This window comes from Lysinibacillus sp. NPDC058147, assembly GCF_042884205.1.
Classification (GTDB): domain Bacteria; phylum Bacillota; class Bacilli; order Bacillales_A; family Planococcaceae; genus Lysinibacillus.
The window spans coordinates 834,622-849,062 of sequence record NZ_JBHVUJ010000001.1 but is presented as its reverse complement, the minus strand read 5'-3'; the positions used below and the strand labels follow the sequence as shown (position 1 = coordinate 849,062).

Genomic DNA, 14,441 nt, shown 5'->3' with positions numbered 1-14,441 from the left:
CTGTACACTCCTTATTTTGCTGTATATTTTTTGATTGCAGGTAGAATATCGTTCCCTATAATTTCTATGTTCTTCATTAATTTATCGAATGGCACACCGCCAAAGTCAATTTGTGCCATAAAACGCTGCATGCCATAGAGCTCGTATTGGTACAGTAATTTTTCAATAATTTGTTCCTTACTTCCCACCATTAGGGAGTCTCGCGTATCTGGAGCTTGTGCAAATTGTTGCTTTGGATAACCCGCGCCACGAATAGCTTGGAATCCACCATTTAAATGGGGATACATCCCTTGTAGTGCCTCTTGAGTCGTATCAGCAACATAGAAAAGGCTAGTTGTAGCAATCGGTAACTCTTGCGGATCAAAGCCACTTCGCTCTGCTGCTTCTCTGTAAGCATCTACTGATGGCTTAAAGTTAACTGCAGGACCACCTAAAGTCGTTAGCATCATCGGAATGCCCATATAACCTGCTTTTATGGCACTAGCAGGTGGTCCACCGACAGCTCGCCAAATTGGCAACGATCCATTTTTAGGTTGTGGCAAAATTTGCGCATTGCGAAGTGGTGCACGGAATTGTCCTTCCCAAGTGACAAGGTCGTCGTCATTTATTTTTTTCAGTAACTCTAATTTTTCTTCAAAAATTTCTTCATAATCCTTTAAATCAACGCCTAGTAAATCATATGCACCAACTCGAGAGCCACGGCCAGCGACTATTTCTGCACGTCCATCTGAAATTAAATCAATCGTCGCAAAATCTTCATATACACGCACTGGGTCAGAGACGCTTAGTACCGTCGCAGAGCTTGCTAATTTGATTTTTGATGTAGCTTGTGCGATGGCTCCTAAAACAACCGTGTGTGCCTGTGTAGTAAAGTACGATTGATGACTTTCGCCAACAGCAAAGACATCAATACCTGCTTGTTCTGCTAGCTGACTTGCTTCAATTAGCTCTTGGATGCGTTGCTGAGCTGAAATACGTTCACCTGTTAATGGATTTGGAATATGATCCCCTAATGAATACAAGCCAAATTCAATGCCTTTTGACTGATCAATGCGATATTTTTCCATGATTTTAATCTCTCCTTAATCTAGTGGCTCTAAAATAGCTTCGATTTCTGCACGTCTATCTTCTAAAAATGGTGGGAGATCAAGTTCTTTACCAAGATCCTCTACTGCCGAATCAACTGTAAATCCGGGGCCATCTGTTGCCATTTCAAATAAAATTCCATTACGATCTCTGAAATAAAGACTTTGGAAATAATAACGATCCACAATGCCAGTACTATCAAAGCCCTGTTCCTTAATTTTGATATCCCACTGTTGTAATTCCTCCACTGTTTCGACACGTAATGCAAGATGATGAATACTACCACGACCTGGTTTCTCACTTGGCCCTTCTAATTCTTTAATGACGATTTCCCCAAGTACTTCACCAGGAATGGATTGCAATATTACTTCTTTTTCACTTTCTTCAACAGCTGTGTAGTTAAATAATTCTTTTAATAAGTTTACTGTCCGTTGCAAGTAACGCACTGTCATTTCAACAGTACCCATCCCTAAAATACGATGTTCTGCAGGGATATCAGAGCCGGCCCACGGTTGCCAATGAGCTGGTGTTTCGTGATTATGATTGTTTAAAAGCACCATTCGTAATCCTTCATGATCCTCAAAAAATAAAGCATCTTTCCCTGCATAAGTTGTAATTCCACTATGTTCAACCTCTAATTCTTGAAAACGACTTTTCCAATATTGCAGACTGTCATAGCTTGGCACTAGTAGTCCAATACGTGTAATTGCATTTGTTCCTCGAACTGTCCGTCCTGCTACAGGCATTTCAAAAAATGTTAATTCTGTACCCGGTGCTCCTGTTAAGTCTCCATAAAACAAGTGATACATGGAGGGCGAATCTTGGTTTACTGATTTCTTTACACGACGTAAGCCGAGAATTTTTGTATAAAAATCATTATTACGTTTGCCGTTTTTTGTTAGCATTGATATATGATGATGTCCACTTAATTTGTTCATGAATGTTTCCTCCTCGTTTTCACTTGACTAAGCAAGTGATGTTGTAAAAAAAGTCATGCTGGCGGTAATTTTTTTTCACGACTATGCTTCTCTAATTTCGACATTAATGTATTTAAAGTCTTCATTTCTTCTTCTGTTAATATTTCTTCAAACAATGAAGATTGAAATTGTAGCTGACTTGGAGTTGCCGCATCAATCATTTGCTCGCCTTTAGCTGTTAGTGAGATTGTTTTAGTCTTCCAATTTTGCTTACGTTCAATAAGTCCCTCTTTTTCAAGACGAGCAAGCATCCGAGACATACCACCTTGCGTCACTATCACTTTCTCTGCTAATTGGGATTGCGTTAACGGTGCATATGTCTTTATTTGTACTAGGACATCAAATTGTGCAGTCGTTAAGTCAAAACGCTTTAAAAACTCATTGGAAAGCTGGTTACTTTGATTTGTAAAGCGCATCATCCGAATCCACGTCAATGATCCGAGCGTGTGTTTTCGCATTGCTTCCTCCTCCTCTTATTCATCACTTTACAACGCAAATGATAAATAAGCAAGAAAAATATCTCGAATTCAAGATTTTTTTCAGTGTGAAGCTCACACTATATAATGCCATGCGTCGTAATTGGATATAAGTTTCCTTTAAAGGCAAACGAAATTCTCCCTGTTTCTTCAGACACTATCATGACAAGCGCATCACTTACTTCACTTAACCCTAATGCTGCTCGATGTCTTGTGCCTAATTTCTTTTCCCCGGTATATCTCTCTGACAGAGGCAGTACATTTGCTGCTGACTTAATTAAATTTTGGCTTATTAATACTGCTCCATCATGCAGCGGATTTCCAGGAAAAAAAATAGATTCTAATAAGGAATGCGTTACTTCTGCTCCAATATGGATACCAGGCTGTATAATCGATGCTACAGAATCCTCCCGTTCAATAACAATTAGTCCACCGTGTCTTCTTTTAGACATATTTTGGACGCTATGCGAAAGCTCAGGATATTTTTCTGTAAACGGCGAAAGATAGCAATTCAAATAAAACGTAGCAGCCTTCATTTCAATTGTTACAAATTTCTCTTTTATTTTTTCAAAATTCCCAAGAAGACAGTTTGTATCAGTATCCATAGCTTCTACACTTTGCTGTAATGAATGAATGACCTGCAGAAGCTCTTCCTTTAAAGTTTGTTTCATTGGTGAAAAATCGCAATTTGTTGGATCCACAAAAACACCCGCTTTTCAATTTTTTTATGAAACAATTTATTTTTAGTTTCCCTATATGGAATTATTTTATTCGTCTTGGATTTGTTTATTAAACTTCTTTGCTTATAGATCAGATATTTAAAAACCATTTTTTCCAAAAATATAGCTCTTTAACATCTCCAATTTTTCCTTTTATAATAAGATAAAATGGTTACCTATTGGAGGTGCTTTATGAAAAGAATATCGTTGTTATCGCTTTTATTTATATTTATGATTTCATCCTCTACTCAAGCACTCTCTTGGGCATATCCTTTTGTCGTTTGGAAAGGAAAAGTTTATGAAGTTAAACAAGAAGAATTTATTGAACATAGTGAGATCGATAAAGTTATAGGAGAAGTAAAGACAAAGCCAAATGATATGACCGGGAAATTTTACGGAGATGCCTCAAACTATTACTCAAAAGGAACAAAATATTATGCAATTAAACGGACATCGACTTCCATTGCAATTGCTGTAAAAGAAAATAACCGGTGGGTAAAGGCAGACTTTGTTCATAAAGCACCTTTTCACATAATGAATATAATTTCTAACATCTATTTTATATCAATTGTTGTAATAATAGCGCTAATGATAATCGGAGTTATATTTTTCAAAACTAAAAAGTCTAAAAAGTGTATTCATTAGTTTATGCAATGAATACACTTTTTGTTTTAGCTTACATTTGTCCAGCGCGAATTTTCTTGACAATACTGAATGTCGTATAGGCAGCGGCTGGTGCAAGTACTACAATAAAAATAAGCCAAACCGTTAAGTTGTCCGTAGCTTTTAATGTGTCATAATTTGAGATAACAAACACAATTAGACCAACAAGTAATAAATAGCTTAGCACATTTGGAAAAATAACAATTAAACGCAATAGTGCTGGTGGCATCTTTTGCTGATTCATATAAACCACTCCCCTTTACTAAATTATACAAAAATATACTATTAACTGCATTATAATTCTTTTATATTCCAAATTTCTGTTCTACAACTTTACTTCTTTGTATTTGTTAAAAAAATAAGAGCCTTGCTACACTTTATTGTAGTTAAGGCTCTTTAAAGTTGTTTCACTCTTATTTTGAAGCGTATGCATTCAAAAGTTAATTCAGCCAAAACATTGAATGCTTAAAAATTATGATTGTTGTTGAAGCTTATTTTTAGATGGGACAAATAGAGTTAAAACAAATGCAATTATCGCTAATATTGTCATGAAGTAATAGGCATCACTTGAACCTAAAGTTGAAGCAAGTGTGCGAATCCCTTCAGCCGTAGCATTTGGCGTTTCTGCTAGCAATGTTTTCGCATGGTTTGTCGTTTGCGCGGTAAAAATTGTAATAACGACAGCAGATCCAATTGCACCTGCAATTTGACGTAATGTATTATTCACTGCTGTACCATGTGTGACAAGTGTCTTAGGTAAGGCATTCAAACTAGCTGTGTTCAGTGGCATTGTGATAAAACTCAACCCTATACGTAGAAAAATGGTACGTATTATTAAAAAGCTATAGGCTGTTGTTTCTGTTAAATCTGTTACAACCCACATTGAAGGAATAACAAAAATCAAACCGATAATAAATAACGGCTTTGCACCAAAGCGGTCATACATTTTTCCTGTCACTGGAGACATAAAGGCATTTACAAGTGCACCCGGTAATAATAATAAACCAGCGTCTAAAGCAGTAAACCCTCTGCCATTTTGCAAATATATTGGTAATAGAATCATATCGGCATACATCATCATTGTGACAATAATATTGATGATGGATGTTAGCGTAAATAATTTATTAGTAAAAACAGATAAGTTAAGAAGTGGCTCAGAAGATTTAATTTGGCGAAGACAGAATATTGCCGTAGTCACTATTCCCACAAGTATAGAAGCGATTACTACTTTATCATCCCAACCATGGCTTCCTGCATTACTAAATCCATACAAAATAAAACCAAAGCCAATAGTTGATAAAATAACGCTTAATACATCTAACTTCGGTTTTGCTGTTTCTGAAACATTAATTAAATATTTCATCGCCATAATTATAATGATCACGACAAATGGAATTATTCCGATAAATAACCAACGCCATGAATAATAATCTATAACGAACCCTGCTAATGTTGGTGCAATGGCTGGAGCGAAAATAATAGCTAGCCCAATTAAGCCCATCATACTGCCTCTTTTTTCAGGAGGGAAAATAAACATCACGATGCTCATTAGCAATGGCATAATAATTCCTGCTCCTATTGCTTGAATCATACGACCTATTAGTAAAGTTGCGAAGTTCGGAGCTACAGCACAAAAAATAGAGCCTATTAATAAAAACAGCATTGAACTTATAAATAATTGGCGTGTTGAAAAACGTTTCATTAAGTATGCTGTGATAGGGATTAGCACCCCGTTTACTAACATAAAGCCAGTAGATAACCACTGAACGGTTGTAGCAGAAACGGAAAATACGTCCATTAAATTGCTTAATGCAACATTTAACAATGTTTGATTTAGTGTAGATAAAAAACACCCTAAAATTAGTACTGTTAATAGTACTTTTTTATTTATTGATTCCGGCATTAATTTATTCCTCTTTCCACTTGTTTTATTAACACTATGTCAATAAAATAGATAATAACATTTTTATTTTTTGATTCCTATTTACAATTTTTCAAGAAGTGTCAATTAAACAACAAAATTTAAAATACTATTAATTAACTTTGTATTTAATAGATAAAGGAGAATTAAATTGACTACACAAAAAAAGCAAGACCCTCGATCTATTCGCTCTAAACGGGTATTTAAAGAAGCTGTCGTAGAGATTTTGATTGAAAACCCTGATATTTCGAAACTAACAGTACAAAAAATAGCAAAACGTGCAGAACTAAATCGAGCAACTTTTTATTTACACTTTTTAGATATTAACGATTTATTAAAGCAAGTAGTTTATGATATTTTCGACGACTTGTTGTCGAAAATGTCCCCTACTTTACAAATAGATAATTTAAATAATCAAGAACAATTAATTACGTTTTTAGATTACTTTTATAAGCATAGAAAAATTTTAGCTGTTCTATTTGAGCACCCTGGTTTCAATAAAAAGATGCATATGACATTAAAGGACTTGATTGTCATACAACGTAAAAGTGAAGGCGTTGATAGTACAACTTTATCAATGGATATTCTCGCATCTTCAATACTTGGGATCATCATGTGGTGGCTCAGAAATGGAGTTCAGTTTAGTTCCGAATATATAGCCACTCAAATTATTGAATTGTATCGATAATTATTCGTAACTACCTTATAAAATACTCTTTCTTACTTAGGGCTCACTTCAAAATGTAGGTTTGTCTCGCTATTAAAGTATTTTGTTGCTGTTGCTGTTGCTGTCGCTACGCTTTCGCACAGAAATCATTTGTTGCTGTCGCTACGCTTTCGCACAGAAATCATTTGTTGCTGTCGCTACGCTTTCGCACAGAAATCATTTGTTGCTGTCGCTGCGCTTTCGCACAGAAATCATTTGTTGCTGTCGCTGCGCTTTCGCACAGAAATCATTTGTTGTTGTCGCTACGCTTTCGCACAGAAATCATTTGTTGCTGTCGCTACGCTTTCGCACAGAAAAAATTCGCCGAATAAAGATAAAAGTACCCTTTAAATGATTGAAAGGGTACTTTATGTGTTAAATTAATTTATTGTTATTCCATGTAAACACGGATTGATCGGATGTCAGAAAGGTTTGTGGGAAAACTTCCTGTGCATCTGCTAAAAATTTCGGTAAATCATGTGATAAAAAGCGGGCACTTAAATGGTTTAGCAGTAAATAGTGCACTCCTGCCTGTTGTGCCACCTTTGCCGCTTCAACATTTGTAGAGTGTCCGTAGTTCGCTGCTAAATCTGTCGTAGTACCATCGAAGGTAGCTTCGTGAATAACGATATCTGCTCCATCAGCTAATGAAAGAGCCTCCGGACAGTATTTAGTATCTCCTAAAATAGTGAGCGTAAAGCCTTTTTTCGGCGGAGCGACAACATCTTTCGCATAAACAATGGTGCCATCCGGAAGCTCAATATCTTTCCCAGCTTTTAATTGTCCTAGCAAAGGACCTTTTGGAACACCAAGAGCCTGTGCTTTTTCCATTAATAGTTCGCCAGGCAAATCCTTTTGCTCAATACGGTAGCCAAAGCATGGAACTACATGGCGCAATTCACCTGCACTTACTGTAAAATGTTCATCTTCATAAATAATACCTTCATGAACTTCAACAAATTGTACTGGATATGTTAAATGCGTTTTTGACAAGGCTAAGGTTTGCTCAATCCATTGCTGTAAACCTTGTGGGCCAAATATCGTTAATGGTTCGTCCCCGCCTTGAAATGAACGTGAGCTTAAAAAGCCAGGTAATCCAAAAATATGGTCACCATGTAAATGTGTAATAAATATTTTCGTTACTTTACGTGGCTTTAACGATGTATGCAAAATTTGATGTTGGGTCGCCTCACCACAATCAAAAAGCCACATTTCCCCCAATTCATCTAATAGCTTTACCATTAGAGCACTTGTATTTCGTTCCTTTGAAGGCATTCCTGCGCCTGTTCCTAAAAAATGTAGTTGCACATATGCCACCTCACTTCTATTTCTATATCGCTTTATTGTACCCTATCGCTTCCAATAAAAAAAACCTTTGGTCACTAGTTTTGTCCAAAGGTTTCATAATTATTTCGGCTCCCATGATACGAGTGCCGCATGGAAATCATGACGATAATAATAACGCCCGTTCTTTTCCTCAATAAACGGCAAGAGCGATTCCTCAACATGCTCTCTATTAAAAGTATTATTTAATATTTTTTTACTTTGTGTTGTGACAAGTTGCTCATAACTTTCATATTCATACACTCGTTGTAATGGGATGATTTTGCACTCTGCATAAATATCCATTTCATAGAGCAAATTTAAAAATTCTATATAATCTCTTCGTGGAAATTTAATATCGTAGCCATACTTTTCGTATAAAATTTCATAGTGAGGTTGAATCGGCCCTGTTGTCATGCCAATAATTGCACGCTTTTTAGCAAGGCGATTCATATGGTAAAGTGCTGCTTTGATTTCATACATACGATAAAAACAATTAACACCAATGACGATATCGTGCGCTTCTACTTCATCTTCAGCAAGGCTTTCCCATTTTGCATGAATATAAGAAGCATGTTGCTTATCCTCCATGCAATTTTCTAAATAGCTAAGAATACTTTCTGAGCTATCTACACACGTTAGCTTTCTCACATGATCAGCTAGTGGAAACGTATAATTACCCCAGCCTGGACCAATTTCCAATACTGAGTCCTCAGGTTGAATACTTTTTTTAATTTCTTGAAAAATTTTTGCAGCATAAGGATCTGTTTGTCCAATCTTTTTACGTGCGATTGACTGCGCCCAAAACTGCTCCTCTAATTGATCATTGACCATTCTTTCAGGCATTTGGCCATGCCAGTCCTTCATACCTTCCTGCCATAACGCCTCATAATTAATTGCTAACGGTCCTTTTCTTGTCATACAGGTACCTCAATATTCATAATTTCGTATACTTTTTTCATATCGAGATTGGCACGCACATGCTTTGCCAGCATATTGTATGCGTCCTCTCTACGTTCTGCGTCACTTTTTACATCACTTGGTAAAGCAGCGAGCCCCTTTTTCACGCGAATGTCGTTGACAAGCTGTCGTGTAAAGATGCGATTATGGAATAAACCGTGGAAATATGTTCCGATTACTTGTTCATCAGCACTTACTGCACCATCTACTCGCCCATCTGCAAGCTGTAAAAATGGAGAAACTTCATTACGTAAAATTTTTGTACGTCCAAGATGGATTTCATAGCCAGTAAACGTATCCTGTCCCCTTGATCCGGTCATTTGAACTGTTTTTTTATCGCCAACAAAAACAGTTTCCATTGGTAATAATTCTAAACCTTTCGCTGAATCACCATTTCCTTCTACTGCATCTGGGTCTAGTAACGTTTCGCCAAGCATTTGGAAGCCACCACAAATACCAATAATTTTTGTCCCTTTTGCGCGTAAATTTGTTATCGCATGATCGAAGCCTTGTGCCTTTAACCATGCTAAATCATCCATTGTACTTTTTGTTCCAGGTAGTATTAGTAAATCGGGCGTACCAAGCTCATTGACATTGCCAATTAAACGTACACCAACCTCTGGCTCATCGAAAAATGGATCAACATCCGTAAAGTTTGAAATGCGTGGCAAACGAATCATTGCCACATCCACTGCAAACTCCCCTTGCTTTGGCTTTTTAAAGCGTAATGAAGATAGCGCTAGCGAATCCTCAGCCTCAATATTGACTTCTACATACGGTACAACTCCAAGTACAGGAATTCCCGTCTCACGCTCTACCCATTCAATGCCATCATCGAGTAGTTCACGCATCCCTCTAAACTTATTAATAATCAACCCTTTTACACGTGCACGTTCTGCATCGTCAAGTAATGCGAGAGTTCCAACAATCGATGCAAACACTCCACCTCGATCGATATCAGCAACTAGCACAACCGCTGCATCTGCCAAATGAGCCATCCGCATATTTGCTATATCACGGTCTTTCAAATTGATTTCTGCTGGGCTTCCCGCACCTTCAAGAACAATAACATCATATGTATTTTGTAAAGTTCGAACTGACTTTTCAACGATTGGCATCGCTTCTTGGACGAATTGATTGCGATAGCTTTTAGCATCCATATTTAAAAAATGCTTGCCATGAACAATCACTTCCGATACCATATCCTGCTTTGGTTTTAACAATATAGGGTTCATATCCGTAGTTGCTACAACACGTGCTGCCTCTGCTTGTACACCCTGTGCACGACCAATTTCACCGCCATCTTGAGTTACAAACGAATTAAGGGCCATATTTTGCGATTTAAACGGCACTACCTTTAACCCATCATCAGAGAAAATACGGCATAGCGCAGTACAAATCATACTTTTCCCTACATCAGAAGCCGTCCCTTGAATCATGATAGATTTTGCTGGCATAGTCTTTTCCCTCCTTTATTTATAGTTGAAGCGCGGGAGAAAGTCAGAGAACGCAAGTATTCCCAGCGATGCGAGGGGGTCAGCCTGATTCGCGGGTATTTCACACCAAAGCGCGGGTATTCTCCTTGCTTCCGCGGGTATCTCCCTCCCAAGCGCGAGTATTCTCCTCGCTTCTGCGGGTATCTCCAAAACCAAGTGCGGGTATCCCCACCGATACGATGGCATCAAATTAAAATTCTAGGCCTTTAACAGCTGGAATGCCTTCGTCATAATAATGCTTTGTCGCATCAATGGTTGATACTAAATCGGCCATGGCAATAAGCGCTGGATTGGCGCTACGTCCTGTTACGACTAAGTGCATTGTAGATGGGCGCTGCTGGATAGCTTCAATGACTTCGGCTAATGGGAGCACATCATCGATTGGAAATTTTGTAATAGCAAGCGCATTGTTGAGCTCATCTAATACGAGTAAATCAATACTGTCGTCTTGTAGAGCGGCTTTTGTTTTTTTCCATGCCTTTGCTAAAGCAGCACGATGTTCCTCGGGTGTTTTTGTCCAAGTAAAGCCGATTCCCATTTGCTCCATTTCTACACCAAGCTTACGAAGTGCAATTTGCTCTCCGTATGTACGCTCTGGTGATTTAATAAATTGCATATAACGTACATTTAGTCCTCGACCAACTGCGCGCAATGTGACACCAAGAGAAGCTGTTGTTTTGCCCTTCCCTTCACCTGTATAAACTAAAAACAAGCCTTTTCTTGCCATTCTTTAAGCCTCCCTTAAAGCCATGTTGTTTTTTCTTCAAATGGGGTACGTTTCTTGTCCTTAAGCTCCTGCACTTCTGGATAGCCAATAAAGATCGTTCCTACTACCTTTTGTGAGTCACCTGCACCAATGAATGCGTGCATACGTGGATCATGGACAAGCCCTACTCCACGTGTACGCCATACAAAGCCAAGCCCTAGCTCCTCTGCGGCAAGCCACATGGACATAATGGCACTACTTACAGCAAAGACATTATCTGCTGTCGCATCAGCGTCGTCTTCTACAATATCTGCAGTAACAACAATGGCAACAGGCGTTGTTTGGACAACCTTTAACGAGCTCTCTACTAAATTTGGTTTTGTTGGGAATCGCTCTTGTAAATAAGCACTTGCCATTTCCTCATAGCGTTTCATTGCATCGTCTTGAATAACATAAAAATGCCAAGGCTCACGCATACGGTCATTTGGAGCATAAGTAGCTGCTTGTAAAATTTGCTCGATTTTTTCTTTTTCAACAGGCTGTGTCGTATAATTTCGAATCGCTCGACGATTTTTTAAAGCCTCAATTACTGTCATAATGTGTTTCCTCCTTATGCTCAAATAAGTCTTATTCATTTATGAAAGGGCTAGTCCCTGTTCTTCAAACCATTGAATTTTCTCGCGTACATTGACGACTTCGCCAACTACAATCATGGAAGGATTATGATAGCCTTCTCGTTCAATAATGTTAGCAATTTCATCAAGCTGACCTGTAATGGTACGCTGTTGATCTGTTGTTCCCCACTCAATAACGGCGACTGGAGTAGTTGCTTTGCGACCATTTTCGATGAGCTTACTAGAAATATAAGCAATATTGCCAACACTCATATAAAAAGCGACAGTATCGATACCTGTTGCAAGTGCTGGCCAATTTAAAAAGTCCTGGCCTTTTTCCTCACGACCATGCCCTGTTACAAGAGCAAAGCTTGTTGCAAAATCACGGTGTGTTACAGGAATACCAGCATACGCCGGAGCAGCAATCCCTGCTGTAATACCAGGGACAATTTCATATGCAATACCATTATTTTTCAAGATTTCCGCTTCCTCTGCACCGCGACCAAAAACAAATGGATCGCCGCCCTTTAAACGTGTGACAACCTTGCCTTCTTGCGCTTTTTCGACAAGTAATGTATGAATCTCATCTTGAATTAAGTGATGCTTACCAGGTAATTTACCACAGTACACAAGCTCAGCATCTTTTTTCGCATAATCTAGCAATTTTGGATTCACAAGACGGTCGTATGCAATGACATCAGCCTTTTGAATACATTCGAGCCCGTACACTGTAATGAGCTTTGGATCTCCTGGTCCAGCTCCAACTAAATACACTATTCCGTCTTTCATTGCGCTTCTCCCATCAGTATTTGTTGTAAAAATGCTTCACGTCTATCAATCTCTCCATTACGTGTCCATTCTAGAAGGTTTGGTTCTAGTAATGCATGTAAAGCGGTACGTCTTTGTGGGCCTTTTTCATACTTAGCAGCAATCATTAAACGCGCCTGCTGTAGAAAGCATACGTAATCATCATAAACCTCATCAAATTGCTCTTCGAGATCCGTTTTGATTTTACGCGCTAATGCTGGACTGGCCCCTGATGTTGAAACTGTTAACACTAAAGGACCACGGCGCACTGTAGCTGGCGTTATAAAGTCGCTCTCTACCTGGGCATCAGCGCGGTTGATAAGCTGCCAATGCTGTGCAGCTTCCTGTACGGCCTCATTTACTGACGTATCATTTGTTGCTGCAATAATGAGTGATGCATCATCTAAATCACGTGCTTCAAATTCTTTTTCACGCCACGTAATTTGCCCCGATTCAGCAAGCGGTAATAATGAGGCGTCTAGAGTTGGACTAACAACGACAATATTAGCTTTAGCTGGAAGCAATGATGCTACCTTCTGTGTTGCTACGTGCCCACCTCCAACAATTACTACAGTTTTATATTCGATGTTGATATGAATAGGAAAATAATTAGTCATGATTTTTCACCTTCTTACAAGCTGTTAACCAATTGTCAACAAGCTTTGGGTTTGATACGAAATGAAAATGCGTGTAGCCAGCTACTAAATTTCCAGCTTGGTAGCCCTCTTGTTTGTTACCAAAGCGCCCCTTCGTTTCATAGGCTGGCGTATTATGTGATCCACTATATTTTGAATAATGGAATTCATGTCCCTTTGCTTCTTCATCTGTACCGATTAAAAAATTATTTGGTGTGCCAAAAATTTCACGGTAGCCGAGAGCCGCAAGTTTTGTTTGCATCGCTACTTCTCCCGGAATAACACCAACCATGTCATAACGGTCACTATTACTATTCGTGATAGCCTCCGTCAAATACATAAAACCACCACACTCAGCTAAAGTTGGGAGACCTTTGGCAACTGCTTCACGAATAGACTGTTTGGCATCCGAATTTTCCGCCAAAATATTCGCAAATTCCTCTGGGAAGCCTCCCCCTATATACAATCCGTCTGCTTCAGCTGGGACAGGTTCATTCGCAAGTGGGGAGAAAAATTGCAACTTAGCTCCTTTTGCACGGAGTAAATCCAAATTCTCTTCATAATAAAAGTTAAACGCGGCATCTTTTGCTATAGCAATGCAAATATTTTGAGATGGCTCTTCTGCAAATAGTTGCCCTGATTCTTGTAGCACAGGGGCCTTTGTTAATTCAAGCAATTGATCTAAGTCAATCGTCTCAGCCATTAGTGAGCCTAGCTTATCAAAAAATGTATCTAGTTCTCCTCGTTCGATGGCAGGAACTAATCCTAAATGGCGACTAGGAATATCAATCCCTTCCTCACGCTTCAAATATCCGATCACAGGAATATCACACTCCTGCTCAATAGCGGCCTTCGCAATCTCATAATGACCGACACTTCCGACTTGGTTGGCAATGACACCAACGATATTCGGTTTATCCGACAACATTTGGAACCCCTTCACAACTGCCGCTACACTTCGTGCCATACTCGCACAATTGACGATTAAAATAACAGGGCTCTCAGTCACAACACTAATGTCTGCTGCAGAGCCAGTATCAGAAAGCGGACTTTTGCCATCATAAAAGCCCATAACCCCTTCAATAATGGAAACATCAGCATCTTTACTAGCGCGCGCGACAATATCACGCACCGCTTCATGTGAAAACATCCAGCTATCGATATTACGCGATACCCGTCCTGTAACAGCAGTATGATAAGTAGGGTCAATATAATCGGGACCACATTTAAAGCCCTGCACAATTTTGCCCTTTTCTTGTAACGCTTTCATGAGTCCAATGGTAAATGTTGTTTTACCAACTCCACTGCCAGTACCAGCAAGTACAAAGCGATTCGTTTGCATAGGCTTCCTC

At 38.8% G+C, this 14,441-nt stretch carries 16 protein-coding genes; 2 read left to right on the top strand and 14 right to left on the bottom strand.

What is annotated here, in order from left to right:
• Positions 1-11: 11 nt before the first annotated feature.
• The 4 genes from ACFVT8_RS04105 to cdaS all read right to left on the bottom strand — a co-directional run bounded on the left by ACFVT8_RS04105 (position 12) and on the right by cdaS (position 3,240).
• Positions 12-1,067 (bottom strand): LLM class flavin-dependent oxidoreductase, encoded by a 1,056-nt coding sequence (locus ACFVT8_RS04105; RefSeq protein WP_387081832.1) that lies wholly within the window; start codon positions 1,065-1,067, stop codon positions 12-14.
• Between the two features lie 15 nt (positions 1,068-1,082).
• Positions 1,083-2,024 (bottom strand): ring-cleaving dioxygenase, encoded by a 942-nt coding sequence (locus ACFVT8_RS04100; protein WP_387081833.1) that lies wholly within the window; start codon positions 2,022-2,024, stop codon positions 1,083-1,085.
• A gap of 53 nt (positions 2,025-2,077) precedes the next feature.
• The gene (locus ACFVT8_RS04095) at positions 2,078-2,521 is read right to left on the bottom strand and encodes a MarR family winged helix-turn-helix transcriptional regulator (RefSeq protein ID WP_387081834.1); all 444 of its coding nucleotides are present in this window, start codon (positions 2,519-2,521) and stop codon (positions 2,078-2,080) included.
• A gap of 98 nt (positions 2,522-2,619) precedes the next feature.
• Positions 2,620-3,240, bottom strand: a complete 621-nt coding sequence (gene cdaS, locus ACFVT8_RS04090; protein ID WP_323655358.1) for a sporulation-specific diadenylate cyclase CdaS — start codon at positions 3,238-3,240, stop codon at positions 2,620-2,622.
• Positions 3,241-3,450: 210 nt separating this feature from the next.
• On the opposite strand from cdaS, the gene ACFVT8_RS04085 reads away from it, so the two are divergent.
• Complete coding sequence (locus tag ACFVT8_RS04085) at positions 3,451-3,903, top strand: hypothetical protein (protein WP_387081835.1); 453 nt, start codon at positions 3,451-3,453, stop codon at positions 3,901-3,903.
• Between the two features lie 31 nt (positions 3,904-3,934).
• On the opposite strand, the gene ACFVT8_RS04080 is transcribed toward ACFVT8_RS04085, so the two are convergent.
• A complete protein-coding gene (locus ACFVT8_RS04080) occupies positions 3,935-4,165 on the bottom strand; it encodes an acyl-phosphate glycerol 3-phosphate acyltransferase (RefSeq protein ID WP_370081232.1) in 231 nt (76 codons plus the stop codon).
• A 228-nt stretch (positions 4,166-4,393) separates the two neighbouring features.
• Positions 4,394-5,824, bottom strand: coding sequence for a DHA2 family efflux MFS transporter permease subunit (locus ACFVT8_RS04075; protein WP_387081836.1), 1,431 nt, complete (start codon positions 5,822-5,824; stop codon positions 4,394-4,396).
• A gap of 169 nt (positions 5,825-5,993) precedes the next feature.
• On the opposite strand from ACFVT8_RS04075, the gene ACFVT8_RS04070 reads away from it, so the two are divergent.
• Positions 5,994-6,530, top strand: a complete 537-nt coding sequence (locus ACFVT8_RS04070) for a TetR/AcrR family transcriptional regulator (protein WP_387081837.1) — start codon at positions 5,994-5,996, stop codon at positions 6,528-6,530.
• Positions 6,531-6,923: 393 nt separating this feature from the next.
• Here the strand turns inward: ACFVT8_RS04070 and rnz are convergent, their stop codons facing one another.
• The 8 genes from rnz to ACFVT8_RS04030 form a co-directional block, all read right to left on the bottom strand.
• On the bottom strand, positions 6,924-7,856 hold the full coding sequence (gene rnz, locus ACFVT8_RS04065; protein ID WP_387081838.1) for a ribonuclease Z: 933 nt from the start codon (positions 7,854-7,856) through the stop codon (positions 6,924-6,926).
• A gap of 99 nt (positions 7,857-7,955) precedes the next feature.
• On the bottom strand, positions 7,956-8,792 hold the full coding sequence (locus ACFVT8_RS04060; protein ID WP_387081839.1) for a class I SAM-dependent methyltransferase: 837 nt from the start codon (positions 8,790-8,792) through the stop codon (positions 7,956-7,958).
• Complete coding sequence (locus ACFVT8_RS04055; RefSeq protein WP_387081840.1) at positions 8,789-10,288, bottom strand: cobyric acid synthase; 1,500 nt, start codon at positions 10,286-10,288, stop codon at positions 8,789-8,791. The genes ACFVT8_RS04060 and ACFVT8_RS04055 overlap by 4 nt, the downstream gene beginning before the upstream one ends.
• 229 nt (positions 10,289-10,517) lie before the next feature.
• Positions 10,518-11,054 carry a cob(I)yrinic acid a,c-diamide adenosyltransferase gene (locus ACFVT8_RS04050; protein ID WP_370048066.1) on the bottom strand — a complete coding sequence of 179 codons (537 nt, stop codon included), beginning with the start codon at positions 11,052-11,054 and terminating at the stop codon, positions 10,518-10,520.
• 14 nt (positions 11,055-11,068) lie between these two features.
• Positions 11,069-11,629 carry a nitroreductase family protein gene (locus ACFVT8_RS04045; RefSeq protein WP_387081841.1) on the bottom strand — a complete coding sequence of 187 codons (561 nt, stop codon included), beginning with the start codon at positions 11,627-11,629 and terminating at the stop codon, positions 11,069-11,071.
• Between the two features lie 39 nt (positions 11,630-11,668).
• Entirely contained in the window at positions 11,669-12,436 is a 768-nt protein-coding gene (gene cobA, locus ACFVT8_RS04040; protein ID WP_387081842.1) for a uroporphyrinogen-III C-methyltransferase, read from the bottom strand.
• Positions 12,433-13,071 (bottom strand): precorrin-2 dehydrogenase/sirohydrochlorin ferrochelatase family protein, encoded by a 639-nt coding sequence (locus tag ACFVT8_RS04035; protein ID WP_387081843.1) that lies wholly within the window; start codon positions 13,069-13,071, stop codon positions 12,433-12,435. The genes cobA and ACFVT8_RS04035 overlap by 4 nt, the downstream gene beginning before the upstream one ends.
• On the bottom strand, positions 13,064-14,431 hold the full coding sequence (locus tag ACFVT8_RS04030) for a cobyrinic acid a,c-diamide synthase CobB (protein WP_387081844.1): 1,368 nt from the start codon (positions 14,429-14,431) through the stop codon (positions 13,064-13,066). Before ACFVT8_RS04030 ends, ACFVT8_RS04035 begins: the two co-directional genes overlap by 8 nt.
• Positions 14,432-14,441 lie beyond the last annotated feature (10 nt).

What these genes read in the sequence shown, in the direction of transcription:
- ACFVT8_RS04095 (WP_387081834.1), bottom strand. Translation starts at nt 2,521, where the DNA reads ATGCGAAAACACACGCTCGGATCATTGACGTGGATTCGGATGATGCGC.
- ACFVT8_RS04085 (WP_387081835.1), top strand. Translation starts at nt 3,451, where the DNA reads ATGAAAAGAATATCGTTGTTATCGCTTTTATTTATATTTATGATTTCA.
- ACFVT8_RS04050 (WP_370048066.1), bottom strand. Translation starts at nt 11,054, where the DNA reads ATGGCAAGAAAAGGCTTGTTTTTAGTTTATACAGGTGAAGGGAAGGGC.
- ACFVT8_RS04105 (WP_387081832.1), bottom strand. Translation starts at nt 1,067, where the DNA reads ATGGAAAAATATCGCATTGATCAGTCAAAAGGCATTGAATTTGGCTTG.
- ACFVT8_RS04055 (WP_387081840.1), bottom strand. Translation starts at nt 10,288, where the DNA reads ATGCCAGCAAAATCTATCATGATTCAAGGGACGGCTTCTGATGTAGGG.
- ACFVT8_RS04035 (WP_387081843.1), bottom strand. Translation starts at nt 13,071, where the DNA reads ATGACTAATTATTTTCCTATTCATATCAACATCGAATATAAAACTGTA.
- ACFVT8_RS04080 (WP_370081232.1), bottom strand. Translation starts at nt 4,165, where the DNA reads ATGAATCAGCAAAAGATGCCACCAGCACTATTGCGTTTAATTGTTATT.
- ACFVT8_RS04075 (WP_387081836.1), bottom strand. Translation starts at nt 5,824, where the DNA reads ATGCCGGAATCAATAAATAAAAAAGTACTATTAACAGTACTAATTTTA.
- ACFVT8_RS04045 (WP_387081841.1), bottom strand. Translation starts at nt 11,629, where the DNA reads ATGACAGTAATTGAGGCTTTAAAAAATCGTCGAGCGATTCGAAATTAT.
- cobA (WP_387081842.1), bottom strand. Translation starts at nt 12,436, where the DNA reads ATGAAAGACGGAATAGTGTATTTAGTTGGAGCTGGACCAGGAGATCCA.
- ACFVT8_RS04030 (WP_387081844.1), bottom strand. Translation starts at nt 14,431, where the DNA reads ATGCAAACGAATCGCTTTGTACTTGCTGGTACTGGCAGTGGAGTTGGT.
- ACFVT8_RS04060 (WP_387081839.1), bottom strand. Translation starts at nt 8,792, where the DNA reads ATGACAAGAAAAGGACCGTTAGCAATTAATTATGAGGCGTTATGGCAG.
- ACFVT8_RS04100 (WP_387081833.1), bottom strand. Translation starts at nt 2,024, where the DNA reads ATGAACAAATTAAGTGGACATCATCATATATCAATGCTAACAAAAAAC.